Source organism: Streptomyces sp. NPDC058664 (genome assembly GCF_042716635.1).
In the GTDB taxonomy this organism is placed as follows: domain Bacteria; phylum Actinomycetota; class Actinomycetes; order Streptomycetales; family Streptomycetaceae; genus Streptomyces.
The window spans coordinates 53109-67836 of sequence record NZ_JBHXRW010000036.1 but is presented as its reverse complement, the minus strand read 5'-3'; the positions used below and the strand labels follow the sequence as shown (position 1 = coordinate 67836).

Here is a 14728-nt window from a genome sequence, read left to right as displayed (position 1 = left end):
CATCCCTTCGACGGAGCCCTGCCCTTGGGCCGAATCGGTGAACCCCACCCTACGGCCTGCGCGCGAAAGCCCCCGCCGACGTACCGGCCCGCGCGCGAAAGCCCCCGCCGGCGGACCGGCGGGGGCTTCTCGTAGCGTGGTGATCAGCGCTTGGGGGCCGTCAGGCGGGTGCCCGTCCAGTCCTTGGCGACGCTGATGCTCTTGGTCTGGGAGAGACCAGCTGTCTGCGCGGCATCGTTGATGTCGCTCGGCTCGATGTAGCCGTCGCGGCCGGTCTTCGGCGTCAGCAGCCAGATGGTGCCGCCGTCCTCCAGAAGACCGATGGCGTCCACCAGGGCGTCGGTGAGATCGCCGTCCTCGTCGCGGAACCAGATCACGACGGCGTCGGCGACGTCGTCGTACTCCTCGTCCACGAGATCGGCCCCGATGATGGACTCGATGCCTTCACGGAGATCCTGGTCGACGTCGTCGTCGTAGCCGATCTCCTGGACCACCTGTCCGGGCTCGAACCCCAGCCTTCCGGCCGGGTTGGTCCGCTCCTCCGCGTGGTCCGCGGTCGCGCTCACGGCTTGCCTCCTGCTCATTCGGTAAATGCTGTGGGCCGCGCGTATGCGCGCGGCGCTGGCCGTAGTCCACACGTGCCGGGGTGGATCGCGCAAGTGCCCGGCCGTGGAGACCGCCGAAACGGTGACGTTTGGGGCCGTCTCGCCGCAACTTCCGGCACCGCGGATACCCGCTCCGTGATCAGGCACACATGATTCATCCCGGTTTACTTGCTTCCGCGGTTTCAGTCTGCCGAACGCCCGGACGAAACGCATGCGCGGGTTGGGCGTAAGGTTGCGATTTGAGCGCACCCAAAGACGTGGAAGACACCCCGAGACACCCCCCGGGGGTTACCCCTCGGTAAAGGTGACGTCTGGCGTCGGCGGGGTACACGATGGACATCCCGACCACTCCGTGGCCCCGTGGGCACCACCGAACAGCGAAGGAAGAGCGTGGCTCCCGGATCCGATCGCAACCCGATCATCATTGGCGGCCTTCCCAGCCAGGTCCCGGATTTCGACCCGGAAGAGACCCAGGAATGGCTCGACTCCCTCGACGCGGCCGTGGACGAGCGGGGCCGTGAGCGGGCCCGCTACCTCATGCTCCGGCTGATCGAGCGGGCCCGCGAGAAGCGCGTGGCCGTGCCCGAGATGCGCAGCTCGGACTACGTCAACACCATCGCCACCAGGGACGAGCCCTTCTTCCCCGGCAACGAGGAGATCGAGCGCAAGGTCCTCAACGCCACCCGGTGGAACGCGGCCGTGATGGTGTCGCGCGCCCAGCGGCCCGGCATCGGCGTCGGCGGCCACATCGCGACCTTCGCCTCCTCGGCCTCGCTGTACGACGTCGGCTTCAACCACTTCTTCCGCGGCAAGGACGAGGGCGACGGCGGCGACCAGATCTTCTTCCAGGGACACGCCTCCCCCGGCATCTACGCCCGCGCGTACCTCCTGGACCGGCTGAACGACACGCAGCTCGACGGCTTCCGCCAGGAGAGGTCGAAGTTCCCGAACGGGCTCTCGTCCTACCCGCACCCGCGGCTGATGCCGGACTTCTGGGAGTTCCCCACCGTGTCGATGGGCCTCGGCCCGCTCGGGGCGATCTACCAGGCCCGGATGAACCGCTACATGGAGGCGCGCGGGATCGCCGACACCTCCAGGTCGCACGTCTGGGCGTTCCTCGGCGACGGCGAGATGGACGAGGTCGAGTCGGTCGGCCAGCTCTCCATCGCCGCCCGCGAGGGCCTGGACAACCTGACCTTCGTCGTCAACTGCAACCTCCAGCGGCTCGACGGCCCGGTACGCGGCAACGGCAAGATCATCCAGGAGCTGGAGTCGATCTTCCGGGGCAACGGCTGGAACGTCATCAAGCTGATCTGGGACCGCTCCTGGGACCCGCTGCTCGCGCAGGACCGCGACGGCATCCTGGTCAACAAGTTCAACACCACCCCGGACGGTCAGTTCCAGACGTACGCCACGGAGACCGGCGGCTACATCCGGGACCACTTCTTCGGCGACGACCACCGGCTGCGGGCGATGGTCGAGGGCATGTCGGACCAGCAGATCCTGCACCTGGGGCGCGGCGGTCACGACCACAAGAAGATCTACGCGGCCTACGCGGCGGCGAAGGCCCACGCGGGCCAGCCGACCGTGATCCTCGCGCAGACCGTCAAGGGCTGGACCCTCGGCCCGAACTTCGAGGGCCGCAACGCGACCCACCAGATGAAGAAGCTGACGGTCGACGACCTCAAGCGCTTCCGCGACCGGCTGCACATCCCGGTGACCGACCGGCAGTTGGAGGACGGCCTGCCGCCGTACTACCACCCGGGCCGGGACTCCGAGGAGATCCAGTACATGCACGACCGGCGCAGCGCGCTGGGCGGGTACGTCCCGACCCGGGTCGTGCGGGCCAAGCCGCTGGCCCTCCCCGACGACAAGGCCTACGCGGCGGCCAGGAAGGGCTCCGGGCAGCAGTCGATCGCCACCACGATGGCCTTCGTCCGCATCCTGAAGGACCTCATGCGGGACAAGGAGATCGGCAAGCGCTTCGTGCTGATCGCCCCCGACGAGTACCGCACCTTCGGCATGGACGCCTTCTTCCCGAGCGCCAAGATCTACAACCCGCTCGGCCAGCAGTACGAGGCGGTGGACCGCGAACTCCTCCTCGCCTACAAGGAGTCGCCGACCGGCCAGATGCTGCACGACGGCATCTCCGAGGCCGGCTGCACGGCCTCGCTGATCGCCGCCGGCTCGGCGTACGCCACGCACGGCGAGCCGCTGATCCCGGTGTACGTCTTCTACTCGATGTTCGGTTTCCAGCGGACCGGCGACCAGTTCTGGCAGATGGCCGACCAGCTGGCCCGCGGCTTCGTCCTGGGCGCCACCGCCGGCCGGACGACGCTGACCGGCGAGGGCCTCCAGCACGCCGACGGCCACTCGCACCTGCTCGCCTCGACCAACCCGGCCTGCGTCGCCTACGACCCGGCGTTCGGCTTCGAGATCGCGCACATCGTCAAGGACGGTCTGCGCCGCATGTACGGCCCCGAGGCCGAGGACGTCTTCTACTACCTGACCGTCTACAACGAGCCGATCCAGCACCCGGCCGAGCCCGCGGACGTGGACGTCGAGGGCATCCTCCGGGGCATCCACCGCCTCAAGCCGGCCGAGTCGGGCACGATCCCGGCGCAGATCATGGCCTCCGGCGTCGCCGTGCCGTGGGCGATCGAGGCACAGCGGATCCTCGCCGAGGAGTGGAACGTCCGGGCCGACGTCTGGTCCGCCACCTCCTGGACCGAGCTGCGCCGCGAGGCCATGGCCGTCGAGGAGCACAACCTGCTCCACCCGGACGAGGAGCAGCGCGTCCCGTACGTGACGCGCAAGCTCCGGGGCTCCGACGGCCCGTTCGTGGCGGTCTCGGACTGGATGCGGGCGGTGCCGGACCAGATCTCCCGATGGGTGCCGGGCACGTACAGCTCGCTGGGCGCGGACGGCTTCGGCTTCGCGGACACGCGCGGCGCGGCCCGTCGCTACTTCCACATCGACGCCCCGTCGATCGTGCTCGCGGTGCTGACCGAGCTGGCCCGGGACGGCAAGGTCGAGCGGTCGGTCCTGAAGCAGGCCGTGGACCGCTACCAGCTGCTCGACGTGGCGGCCGCCGATCCGGGCGCCGCGGGCGGCGACGCCTGATCGACGAGACGCCCCCTAGCACGGAGCGCCTGGTGAGGGGCGGTGGGACCCTGGTCCCGCCGCCCTTCGGCGTTCTCTACGATTTCCCGCATGAAGGTTCGCCGGGATTGCCGGGATCGCCAGGATCGCTGGGAAGAACGCACGCGGGCGCCGCTGCTCGTGCTCGCCGTGGCGTTCGGCATCGCCTACGCCGTGCCGATCGTCGCTCCCGGCGCCGCGCCGTGGGTGCACCGGCTGTGCACCCATGTCGAGTGGGCGGTCTGGGCGGTCTTCGCCCTCGACTATCTGGTCCGGCTCGCGATCACCCCGGCCCGCTGGGCCTTCGTCCGCTCCCACCCCCTGGATCTGCTGGCGGTCCTGCTGCCGATGGTGCAGCCGCTGCGGCTGCTGCGGGTCGTGTCCACGCTCCTCCTCATGGGCCGGCGGGCCCGGATGGCTCCGCAGATCACGCTCACCACCTATGTGGCGGGCGCGGTCGTCGGGCTGATGATGTTCGGCTCGCTGGCCGTGCTGCACGTCGAGCGGGACGCCCCGGACGGCAACATCAAGACGCTGGGGGACGCGGTCTGGTGGTCGTTCACCACGATGACCACGGTCGGCTACGGCGACCACGCCCCGACCACGGGTCTCGGGCGGGTCCTCGCGGTGGGTCTGATGCTGTCGGGGATCGCCCTGCTCGGTGTCGTCACCGCCAACATCGCGGCCTGGTTCATCTCCCGCTTCGAGCGGGACGACGCGGTGGAACGGCGGCAGACCGAGCTCCTGGAGGCCCTGACCCGTGAGGTGCGGGAGCTGCGCGCCGAGGTGTCCCGGCTCTCGGCTCCGGCGGAGGCGCCGGGCGGGTCGCCGGACGTCCCCGCGCCGGACCTCCCCTCTCCCGCCGCTCCCGTGCCTGCCGGCCCCTCTCCTACCGCTCCCAGAGCTTGAACGCTCTCACCTCGTAGGGCGTCTGCGGCACCCAGGTCCCGCGTCCCGGGTAGGTCTCGAACTCCCCCTCCTCCGCGCACTCGGCGGACTGGTACGTGGTGACCGGCCGGCCCGTGCGGTTGGCGAGGGACTGCGCCGAGGTGCCCGGCGGCAGGGCGACACAGCTCTCGATGTCGGTCGTGGCCAGCTCGTGGGTCCCCACCCGGCCCTTGAAGTCGGGCTTCGGCCAGAGGCAGAGCCTCCCTGGGCCGCAGGCCCCGAGAGCGGTCCCTGACGGCGCGGCCGCCGCCGGGGCCGCCGGGTGGGCCGCCAGGAGGGCGGTCAGGACGGCCGCGATGACGAGCGCGGTCTTCGTGTACATACTGATGAACCCCCGTTTTGTCACTCTCCGTAATCACGAGAATGGCGGAGGTCTCCCGGCGACGGAAGAGGGGCCGCCCCCGTTCACGCGAACGGGTGACGGCCCCCTACGGGAACCCCGAGGACGGGAATCCCGAGGACGTCAGATGTGACCGCCCATGCCGCCCGCCTCCGCGTTCTCGCCGCGCTTCGTGAGCGTGGCGACGAGGGCCGCGACGACGGCCACGGCACCGGCGACGGTGAAGGCCAGGCCCATGCCGTCGAGGAAGGTGTCGTGGATGACCCCGGTGATCTGCTGGAGGACGTCGGGGGTCATCCCCGGCGCCTGCGCCAGCTCCGGCGGGGCCATGCCGAACTCGGCGGCCTGCTCCAGCTGCGGGTTCACCGGGGCCTGGATGCCGGCCTCCTTCCAGTTGTCCTCGAAGGCGCCGGCGACCTTGGAGGACATGACGGCGCCGAGCACCGCCGTACCGAGCGCGCCGCCGACCTGCATCGCGGCCTGCTGGAGACCGCCGGCCACGCCGGAGAGCTCGAGCGGCGCGTTGCCGACGATGACCTCGGTGGCGCCGACCATGACCGGGGCGAGCCCGAGGCCGAGGAGGGCGAACCAGAGGGACATGACGAGCGTGCCGGTGCCGTCGGAGAGCGTGATCATGCCGAACATCGCGACGGCCGTGCAGACCATGCCGCCGACCAGCGGCACGCGCGGGCCGAACTTGGTGATCAGGGCGCCCGCCAGCGGCGAGGAGACGATCATCATCGCCGTCAGCGGCAGCAGGCGCAGACCGCTGTCGACCGGGCTGAGCCCCTTCACGCCCTGGAGGTAGAAGGTCACGAAGAACAGGCCGCCCATGAAGGCGAAGGCCATGAGGACCATGAGCACCACGCCGGCCGAGAGCGGCACGGAGCGGAACATGGCCAGCGGGATCAGCGGCTCCTTGACCTTGGTCTCCCAGAAGGCGAAGAGCGCGAAGAGGACCACCGCGCCCAGCAGGCAGCCCCACGTCTTGCCGCCGGTCCAGCCCCAGGACTCGCCGGCCTTGATGAGGCCCCAGACGAGGGAGGCCATGGCGCCGGAGAGCAGCAGGATGCCGAGGACGTCGAAGGAACGCGGCGCGTTCTCGGCGCGGTGGTCCTTGAGGATGACCAGGCCGAGGACGAGCGCGACGACGCCGACCGGCACGTTGATGAAGAAGACGGACTGCCAGCTGACGTGCTCGACGAGCAGGCCGCCGACGATCGGGCCGCCGGCCGTGGAGGCGCCGATGACCATGCCCCAGATGCCGATGGCCATGTTCAGCTTCTCGGCGGGGAAGGTGGCGCGCAGCAGGCCGAGCGCGGCCGGCATCAGCAGGGCGCCGAAGAGGCCCTGGAGGACGCGGAAGGCGATCACGGCCCCGATGCTCTCGGAGAGGCCGATCGCGGCGGAGGCGGCGGCGAAACCGGCGATGCCGATGAGGAAGGTCTGCCGGTGGCCGAAGCGGTCGCCGAGCTTCCCGGCGGTGATCAGGGCGACGGCGAGCGCGAGCAGGTAGCCGTTGGTGATCCACTGGACCTGGGCGAGGGAGGCGCCGAGGTCGGTCTTGATGGCGGGGTTGGCGATGGCGACGATGGTGCCGTCGAGGGCGACCATCATCACGCCCACGGCCACGCCGAAGAGGGTCAGCCAGGGGTGGCCGCGCAGTCCCTTCGCCGGGACCGGAACGGGTTCCCGGACGCCCCCCTGACCCTGCGGGGCCTTTTCCACTGTGGTCTGACTATTCATGCGATCGAGGCTAGTGACAGTCACTGACAATTGACAAAGCGATTCACACGCCGGTAACTGTCACGTAGCTCACAGGTAGGCTGAGCCGGACGAAATGCCTGGAAAGAGGACCGAGACGTGACCCTGCCCGGCCTGCGCGAGCGGAAGAAGCAACGCACGCGCGACGCGCTGACCCGGGTGGCCCTGGAGCTCTTCACCGCCCAGGGGTACGAGCGGACCACCGTCGACGAGATCGTCGACACCGTCGAGGTCTCCCAGCGCACCTTCTTCCGGTACTTCTCCTCCAAGGAGGAGGTCGCCTTCGCCGTCCAGCAGATGGTGGAGGAGCGTTTCGTCGAGGCCCTCGGGCAGCGTCCGCCGGACGAGGGCCCCTTCGACGCGATGCGGAACGCGGTGCTCTGCGCCTGGGACACCATCGGCGACGCCATCACCGAGGTCGTACCGGTCGAGCTCTACCTGCGCACCTTCCAGATGATCGAGTCGACGCCCGCGCTGCTCGCCGTCCATCTGCGCCGCTCCACCGAGATGGAGGAGACCATCGCCCGGATCATCGCCGGACGCGAGGGCCTCGACGTGGACGCGGACCCGCGCCCCCGGATCGCGGTGGCGGCGTTCAGCGGTGTGATGCGGGTGACGGGACAGCTGTGGGGCCGGGGTACGGACCAGAGCCTGGAGGCCATCCGCGCCCTCACCGAGGAGTACCTCGACCACCTCGGCCCCGCCCTCGCCCCGCGCTGGCGGGACCGGGGGAACGAGGGGCTCGGCGGCGCCCCGTGGGCGAAGGGCCCGGGCAGCACTCCGTAGGACGGGATCCGCGCGTGTTGACCCCCGCCCCGCAGGACGGGACCCGCGCCTGTTCACCCCCGCCCCGTAGGGTGGCGGCCCGTGACCTCAGCCGAAGCCGCCTCCCCCACCCTCGCGGTCGTGCGCCTCCTCCTCGCGCTCGCCGTCGTCCTCGTGCTCCTCGCGACCGCCGGGTGGACGACGATCCGGCACAGCCCCGCGCCGGGACCGTCCCGCGAGGCCGCGCTCGCCGCCTGGGCCCACGACCGGATCGACCACCGCCCGCTGCCGGGTCCTGCCGCCCCCTCCCGTACCGTCGCCGCGTTCTTCGCGGAGCTCGGCCCCGCGCGCGCGTCCCGGCTCGCCGAACGGCATCCGCTCGTCGTCGGCAATCTCAACGGCGCCCCGGTCGCCCTGCGCTACCGCGCCAACCGCCTCGCCCTCGGCCACGCGCTCGCCGTCGAACGGGACAGGGTCGACGACCCCCGGCTCTCCACCGAGGGACGGCACGAGGCACGGCGCCGGTTCGACCGCTTCACCTCGCTGTCGCGGTCCGGCCGCCAGATCCTCGCCTTCGACCCCACCGGTACGGGACGGGCGGCGGAGGTCCTCGGGGACCTGGAGCGGGCCCGGCGCGTCTCCGTGATCGTGCCCGGCGTCGACACCAACCTCCTCACGTTCCAGAAGACCCACGGCCGGTACGGGGCTCCCGTCGGCATGGCCCAGGCGCTCTACGCCGCCGAGCGGAGGGCCTCGCCCGGCGCGCGGGTCGCGGTGATCGCCTGGGCCGACTACACCGCGCCCGTGGGGGTCGGCGTCGACGCGGTGACCGGCCGGCTCGCCGAGGGAGGGGCCGTACGGCTCGTGGAGCTGGCCGAGGCACTGCCCGGCCACGCGCGCGTGGCGCTGTTCTGCCACAGCTACGGCTCCGTGCTCTGCGGGCTCGCCGCGCCCCGGCTGCCGGCCAGGGTGACGGACCTGGCCGTCGCCGGGAGCCCCGGGATGCGGGTGGAGCGGGCGGCCGACCTGGCCACCCCCGCGCGCGTGTGGGCCATGCGGGACGCCGATGACTGGATCGCGGACGTACCCCACGTGGAGGTGGGGGGCATCGGGCACGGTGCCGACCCGGTGGCGCCGGAGTTCGGCGCCCGGCTGCTCTCGGCACGGGGCGCGATCGGCCACAGCGGCTACTTCGAGCCGGGCACCGAGAGCCTCGGGAACTTCGCCGCGATAGGCGTCGGCGCCTATCGGAACCTGGTGTGCGCACGTGCCGACAGCGCTTGCCACGACGGAATATCCGGCGCGGAACGGCCCTGACGCGCGTAGATCACGTGATTTCGGGACCTTTCACGGGGGCGACGCACGGGCACGCGCCGCTTACGATGAGGCGTATGGGTGATGTGCTGGCCGGAAATCATGCCACCTGGGAGTTCGAGAGCGACGCCCTCGTCATCCGCTTCGAACGGGGGAACCGCACGCCGAAGCTCTTCAGCGTGCTGCGCGAACGACGCGTACCGCACGAGGCGTTGGCGTCCGTGACGCTGACGCCCGGGAAGCGGGGCACGGTCGTGCTGCACGCCGTGCCGAGACCGGGCGCCGACCCCCTGATGGAGGCGGCCGCGGGACAGCTGGCGGAACACTGCGATCCGTACCGCCTGGTGCTGCCCGCGGACCGGGAGACGCTCGCGGAGTACTACCGGGACGAGCTGCGGGCGGTGCTCGCGCCGCGGCTGACGAGCGCCTGGGACGTCGTGGACGGCACCGGGCCCTCGGGCGGTGCCGACCCCTCGGACGCCGAAACCGTGACGCCCGCCGACCGTTTCCTGGTGGCGCCGCCGTCGGGCCCGCAGTCCTTCAAGGCGTACGACGGCAAGGCGAGCTTCGACGGGCACTCGGAGGTCGTGTTCCGCTGGTCCTGGACGGGGGCGTCCTCGGAGAAGTGGAAGGCCGGCGACCAGTCGTTCCAGGTGCGGGACCTCCGCGGGGTCGAATGGCGCTCGCCGGACGTCCTCGACGGGCACCTGCGGCTGCTGCCCCGGGGCGGCGAACCGCGGGCGTCGCAGCCGGACCGGGATCCGGCCTCCGTCGTCTTCGGTCTCGGTTACGGCCCGGTGCACCTCTCCCTGCCCTTCGCGGCGGCGGTCCTCGCGGCGATCCGGACCACGGACCGCGTCCCGGCCCGCGTCGCCGCTCCCGGGGCGGTGGCTGAAAGGATTCGGCACCTGGGGGAACTGCACCGGGCGGGACTCGTGACGGACGAGGAGTTCTCGGCGAAGAAGGCGGAGCTCCTGGCGGAGCTGTAGGACCTGCCGCTCGGACCGGACCTGTGGGACCCGCCGCTCGGACCGGACCTGTGGGACCCGCCGCTCGGACCGGACCCCGGGCGTCCGTGCGTGCCGGGGTCATACCCCGGTAGCAGGCCGGAGCCCGGTCCCCGGTATGACGCCGGGCGCCGGGCCCGCTGCCTACCCTGGGCGGGTCATGGCTACCGAACCGCGGCACGAGCCGCCACCCCCTCGACAGCTCAAACGCCTCAGCGCCCGGACACGCGAGATGTTCCAGGGGCTCGGAACCGCGCTCACCACCCCGGCCACGCCCGGGGCGCCCCTCCTCTCCGACGCCTCCTCGCGCTGGGCGCGGCTGCTGCCGTACGCCCTCGCCGTCGCCCTCGTCGCCTCGCTCCTCCCCACCACGGTCCATCTCCTCGCCGGGGACTACGGCGTCAACGGCGCCCTCGCCGGAGCCATCGGCACCGCCCAGACCGCGCCGCTGCTGCTCGCCGTCGCCCGCCCCCTCCAGGCGTGGTGGATCATCTTCACCGCCGACGTGCTCGGCGCGGTCGTCCTGCTCGCCTCGGACGGCCCGCGCGCCCACCTCTGGCCCTGGGCCCCGCCGACCGTCATCGGCTACTGCGCCCTGATGATCGCGCTCGGCCTCCGCGAGTCCCGCCGGGCGCTGTTCGGCGTCTGGCTGGCGACGGGCGCCGCCGGGTACGCCATGGAGGCCTTCCGGCCCGACGGGTACACCAGCGTCCACACGCTGCTGCTCGTCCTCACCGGGGTGCTGCTGCTCCTCACCTCGGCCGTACGCGCGCGTGGCGACGCCCAGCGGCGGCTCGTGGAGCAGGAGACCATCAGCGAGGCCGAACGGGCCCGCCGCACCCTCCTGGAGGAGCGGGCCAGGATCGCGCGCGAGCTCCACGACGTGGTGGCCCACCACATGTCCGTGATCACCGTGCAGGCCGACTCGGCCCCGTACCGCATCCCGGAACTCCCGGACGCGGCCCGCGAGGAGTTCACCTCGATCGCGGCGAGCGCGCGCGAGTCGCTGGCCGAGATGCGCCGGCTCCTTTCGGTGCTGCGCAGTGACGGCAGCGAGGGCGAGCGCGCCCCGCAGCCCGGTCTCGACCGGGTCCAGCAGCTGGTCGAGGCGACGGTACGGGCCGGGGTGCCGGCCGAGCTGCGGCTCGCCGCCGACCTCGGGGAGGTGCCGCAGGCGGTGGACCTCTCCGCGTACCGGATCGTGCAGGAGGCCCTGGCCAATGTCGTCCGGCACGCGCCGGGGGCGTCGACCCGGGTGTCGGTCAGGGCGGACGGGGGATGGCTGACGGTCCTCGTGGTCAACGGGCCGTCCGCGGAGCCCGGTTCCTCGGTCGAGCGGGGCGCGTCCGGTACCGGGCACGGGCTCGTCGGCATGCGGGAGCGCGTACGGTTGACGGGCGGCTCGCTCGACACCGGGCCGCTGCCGGACGGGGGCTTCCGGGTCGCCGCACGGCTCCCGCTGACCCCGGACCCGGCCACGACGACGACCGCCGGGCGTCCCACGACCGTCACCACCACGACCGCCACGCCTGCCACGCCTGCCACGCCTGCCACGCCTGCCACGCCTGCCACGACCGTCAAGGAACCCGAGTGACCATCCGTGTGATCATCGTCGACGACCAGGCCATGGTGCGGGCCGGTTTCGCCGCGCTGCTCGCCGCCCAGCCCGACATCGACGTGGTGGGCGAGGCCCCGGACGGGCGGCAGGGCGTGGACGTGGCACGGTCGACGCACCCGGACGTCGTGCTGATGGACGTACGGATGCCGGAGCTGGACGGGCTCGCCGCCGCCCGGGAGATCCTGCACCCGCCGACGGGGGTCACCCACCGCCCGAAGGTGCTGATGCTGACCACCTTCGACGTGGACGACTACGTGTACGAGGCGCTGCGCGCGGGCGCCTCCGGTTTCCTCCTGAAGGACGCGCCGCCGGCCGATCTGATCGCGGCGGTACGGGTGGTGGCGGCGGGCGAGGCGCTGCTCGCCCCGTCCGTGACCCGGCGGCTCATCGCCGACTTCGCCGCCTCCCGGCCCGCGCCGCGCAAGGACACCACGGCGCTGCGCCTGAACGGTCTCACCCCGCGCGAGACGGAGGTCCTCGAACTGATCGCCCGGGGGCTGTCGAACCAGGAGATCGCGGACCATCTGGTCCTCGCCGAGCAGACGGTGAAGACCCACATCGGCCGGGTCCTCGCCAAGCTGGACCTGCGCGACCGGGCGCAGGCGGTGGTCTTCGCGTACGAGTCGGGCCTGGTGACCCCGGGTACGTCGTGACGCGAGCAGGTCACGACCCGGGTGCGCCGTGACCCGGGCAGGTCCCACCCGGGTACGTCCCCGCCCGGACGCTTTCCCACCCGGGCACGTCGTGACCCGGGCAGGTGCCGGCGCGGGCACGTTCCCGCCCGCTCACGTCCTGACGCCCCGGCACGTGCCCTGACCTGCGTACGGGCGCAAGGTGCCGCCCCCGGGCCGCCGCGCGCACCTGCCACCCCCGGGGGGAAATCCCCACCCCTTCCCTGGTGTTGGCCGCTCCTCCACCCCCTACCCGGGTATCAGCCCACGGTTGGCTCTCCGGTGTGACGTGCCGTCACCCACCGTCTTCCTACCTTCCTCTCGCCGACGAACGAGCGAGAACCGGAGAGGGAGGGCGAGCCCATGCGCCGCTTTGCGAGGACCCTGACCACCGTTGCCCTGGTGGCCACCGTGATCGCCGGGACGGCCGGGTGGGCGTCCGGGAACACCCAGCAGGCCGTCACCGGCGCCCCGGCCGGGACGGGGGCGTGGCGGGCCGCGGGGCTGCCGGACCCGGAGCGGACGAGCCCTGCCGAGATCGCGCGCTTCTTCGCGGGACTCGACCCCGTACGACAGCGTGCGCTGGCCCGCACCCATCCCACGGTCGTCGGCAACCTCGACGGCGCACCCCTGGCCCTGCGGTACGAGGCCAACGCCCGTTCCACGGAAGGCCGGTACGACGGGGCGCGGGTCCTCGCCCACGATCCGCGCGGCCGCGGCCAGGTCGCCCTCGTGTACGGGGACCTGGCGCGGGCCGAGCACGTGGCGGTCCTCGTGCCCGGCTCCGACATCGACGCGCACCACGTGCGGCCGCTCGCCGACATGGCGACCGCCCTGCGCCGGGCGACCGGCGGGCGTACGGCGGTCGTCGCCTGGGCCGGGTACACCACGCCCGTCGGCGTCGGCCTCGACGCGGCCACCGGCCGGCTCGCCGAGGCCGGGGCCGGCCGGCTCAGCCGGTTCACCGACGGGCTCGCGGCCGTCGGGGCGGCCGAGCCGTCCGTGTTCTGTCACAGCTACGGCTCCGTGGTGTGCGGCCTCGCCGCCCACGCCCTGAAGGCCAAGGACCTGGTGGTCCTCGGCTCCCCCGGGATGCGCGCCGAGAACGTCGCCGAACTCGGCACCTCCGCCCGCGTCTGGGCCGCGAAGGATCCCGCCGACTGGATCGACCGGGTCCCGAACGTCGAGTTCGCGGGCCTCGGGCACGGCGCCGACCCCGCCGACCCGGCCTTCGGCGCCCGCCGGATCCCGGCCGACGACCGCACCGGCCACGGCGGCTACTTCGCGCCCGGCACCACCTCCCTGCGCGCCTTCGCCGCCATCGCCGAGGGGGACGTCCGATGAACAGGCTCATCGAGAAGGTCGAGGCGGGCACCCCCGTCCACCGCGACCGGGCGATCGACGGGCTGCGCGCCCTGGCCCTGCTCGCCGTGCCCACCGGGCACTGGCTGCTCGGCGGCTTCACGCTCTCCTCCGACGGCGCGATCCACAACGCGAGCCCGCTGGGCGCCTTCGCCGGCCTCGCGCCGGTCAGCTGGGTCCTCCAGATGCTGGGCGTCTTCTTCCTGGTCGGCGGCTACGCCTCGGTCCTGTCGTACCGGCGCCGCAAGGGCTCCACGGGTGAGTGGCTGAAGGGCCGCCTGGCCCGGCTCGGCCGCCCGGTCCTCGGGGTCACCGCCGTGTGGGCGGCGCTCCTGCCGCTGCTCCACTTCGGCGTCGGGGTGCCCGTGGACAGTCTGCGGACGGCGTCCACGCTGGTGATCCAGCCGCTCTGGTTCGTCGGGGTGTACTCGGTGGTCACCGCGCTCACCCCGCTGTGCGTACGGGCGGCCCGCCGCCTCGGCGTCTGGGCCGCGGCCCCGCTGCTCGGCTCGGTCGCCGTCGTCGACCTCCTGCGGTACGGGCCGTACGCCGACGCCGTGCCGTCCTGGCTGAGCCTCCTGAACATCCTGCCGGGCTGGCTGTTCGCGTACCAGCTGGGCGTCTCCTGGGGCGAGGGCCGGGTCACCCGGCGCCACGCGTGGGCGCTGCTCGCCGGCGGGGCCGCGCTCTTCGCGACCCTGCTGCTCGTCTTCGGCTACCCGGCGTCGATGGTCGGCGTCCCCGGCGAGGCCCGCACCAACTCGCATCCGCCGTCGCTGCTCGTCCTCGCCCTCGCCGCCGCGCAGAGCGGTGCGGCGATCCTGCTCCGCGACCGGCTCGGCGGGATCCTGAGGCGGCCCGCGCTGTGGGCGCCGGTCGTGCTGGTCAACCTGTCCGCGATGACGATCCTGTGCTGGCACCAGACGGCGATGCTGACCGCCGCGATCCCCGCCTCGTACCTCGGGGAGGTCCCGGGCCTGGTCGGCGCGCCGGACTCGGTCGGCTGGATCCTCGCCCGGCTGGCGTGGATGCCGGTCTTCGCCGGACTGCTCGTCCTGATCGGCCGGTACGCGCGCGGCTTCGAGTCCCCGTGGGCGAGGACAGGACCGGCCCGCCGCGCCTTCGCGGGGCTGCTCGCGGCGGGGTTCGCGGTGTTCGCCCTGGGGCTGGGATGAGGGATGTGGGGTGTGGGG

The 14728-nt window shown here is 72.6% G+C and carries 12 protein-coding genes; 9 read left to right on the top strand and 3 right to left on the bottom strand.

All coding sequences use genetic code 11. The annotated features are described in order from the left end of the window. Nucleotides 1-143: 143 nt before the first annotated feature. Nucleotides 144-566, bottom strand: coding sequence for a DUF3052 domain-containing protein (locus ACFWUY_RS26660; protein WP_384114288.1), 423 nt, complete (start codon nt 564-566; stop codon nt 144-146). A gap of 429 nt (nt 567-995) precedes the next feature. Between ACFWUY_RS26660 and aceE the strand changes: the two genes are divergently transcribed. Both aceE and ACFWUY_RS26650 read left to right on the top strand, forming a co-directional pair. Next, on the top strand, nt 996-3728 hold the full coding sequence (gene aceE, locus ACFWUY_RS26655) for a pyruvate dehydrogenase (acetyl-transferring), homodimeric type (RefSeq protein ID WP_384114281.1): 2733 nt from the start codon (nt 996-998) through the stop codon (nt 3726-3728). 90 nt (nt 3729-3818) lie between these two features. Beyond that, a complete protein-coding gene (locus tag ACFWUY_RS26650; RefSeq protein WP_384114278.1) occupies nt 3819-4655 on the top strand; it encodes a potassium channel family protein in 837 nt (278 codons plus the stop codon). On the opposite strand, the gene ACFWUY_RS26645 is transcribed toward ACFWUY_RS26650, so the two are convergent. After that, complete coding sequence (locus tag ACFWUY_RS26645) at nt 4636-5016, bottom strand: peptidase inhibitor family I36 protein (RefSeq protein WP_384114275.1); 381 nt, start codon at nt 5014-5016, stop codon at nt 4636-4638. The two genes, ACFWUY_RS26650 and ACFWUY_RS26645, sit on opposite strands and share 20 nt — an antisense overlap. 141 nt (nt 5017-5157) lie before the next feature. Next, nucleotides 5158-6780: an MFS transporter gene (locus tag ACFWUY_RS26640; RefSeq protein ID WP_384114273.1), complete on the bottom strand. Its 1623-nt coding sequence runs from the start codon at nt 6778-6780 to the stop codon at nt 5158-5160. Between the two features lie 117 nt (nt 6781-6897). Here ACFWUY_RS26640 and ACFWUY_RS26635 point away from each other — a divergent pair, with 117 nt between their 5' ends. The 7 genes from ACFWUY_RS26635 to ACFWUY_RS26605 all read left to right on the top strand — a co-directional run bounded on the left by ACFWUY_RS26635 (nt 6898) and on the right by ACFWUY_RS26605 (nt 14710). After that, on the top strand, nt 6898-7584 hold the full coding sequence (locus ACFWUY_RS26635) for a TetR/AcrR family transcriptional regulator (RefSeq protein WP_384114270.1): 687 nt from the start codon (nt 6898-6900) through the stop codon (nt 7582-7584). A gap of 81 nt (nt 7585-7665) precedes the next feature. Further along, the gene (locus ACFWUY_RS26630) at nt 7666-8880 is read left to right on the top strand and encodes an alpha/beta hydrolase (RefSeq protein WP_384114262.1); all 1215 of its coding nucleotides are present in this window, start codon (nt 7666-7668) and stop codon (nt 8878-8880) included. 74 nt (nt 8881-8954) lie between these two features. Continuing rightward, the gene (locus ACFWUY_RS26625; protein WP_384114256.1) at nt 8955-9866 is read left to right on the top strand and encodes a DUF4429 domain-containing protein; all 912 of its coding nucleotides are present in this window, start codon (nt 8955-8957) and stop codon (nt 9864-9866) included. Nucleotides 9867-10044: 178 nt separating this feature from the next. Further along, complete coding sequence (locus ACFWUY_RS26620; protein ID WP_384114250.1) at nt 10045-11478, top strand: sensor histidine kinase; 1434 nt, start codon at nt 10045-10047, stop codon at nt 11476-11478. Beyond that, complete coding sequence (locus tag ACFWUY_RS26615) at nt 11475-12155, top strand: response regulator transcription factor (RefSeq protein ID WP_229314340.1); 681 nt, start codon at nt 11475-11477, stop codon at nt 12153-12155. The genes ACFWUY_RS26620 and ACFWUY_RS26615 overlap by 4 nt, the downstream gene beginning before the upstream one ends. Nucleotides 12156-12536: 381 nt before the next feature. Then, nucleotides 12537-13517, top strand: a complete 981-nt coding sequence (locus tag ACFWUY_RS26610) for an alpha/beta hydrolase (protein WP_384114246.1) — start codon at nt 12537-12539, stop codon at nt 13515-13517. After that, a complete protein-coding gene (locus ACFWUY_RS26605) occupies nt 13514-14710 on the top strand; it encodes an acyltransferase (protein ID WP_384114243.1) in 1197 nt (398 codons plus the stop codon). The genes ACFWUY_RS26610 and ACFWUY_RS26605 overlap by 4 nt, the downstream gene beginning before the upstream one ends. Nucleotides 14711-14728 lie beyond the last annotated feature (18 nt).

What these genes read in the sequence shown, in the direction of transcription:
- ACFWUY_RS26625 (WP_384114256.1), top strand. Translation starts at nt 8,955, where the DNA reads ATGGGTGATGTGCTGGCCGGAAATCATGCCACCTGGGAGTTCGAGAGC.
- ACFWUY_RS26605 (WP_384114243.1), top strand. Translation starts at nt 13,514, where the DNA reads ATGAACAGGCTCATCGAGAAGGTCGAGGCGGGCACCCCCGTCCACCGC.
- ACFWUY_RS26650 (WP_384114278.1), top strand. Translation starts at nt 3,819, where the DNA reads ATGAAGGTTCGCCGGGATTGCCGGGATCGCCAGGATCGCTGGGAAGAA.
- ACFWUY_RS26640 (WP_384114273.1), bottom strand. Translation starts at nt 6,780, where the DNA reads ATGAATAGTCAGACCACAGTGGAAAAGGCCCCGCAGGGTCAGGGGGGC.
- ACFWUY_RS26620 (WP_384114250.1), top strand. Translation starts at nt 10,045, where the DNA reads ATGGCTACCGAACCGCGGCACGAGCCGCCACCCCCTCGACAGCTCAAA.
- ACFWUY_RS26610 (WP_384114246.1), top strand. Translation starts at nt 12,537, where the DNA reads ATGCGCCGCTTTGCGAGGACCCTGACCACCGTTGCCCTGGTGGCCACC.
- ACFWUY_RS26645 (WP_384114275.1), bottom strand. Translation starts at nt 5,016, where the DNA reads ATGTACACGAAGACCGCGCTCGTCATCGCGGCCGTCCTGACCGCCCTC.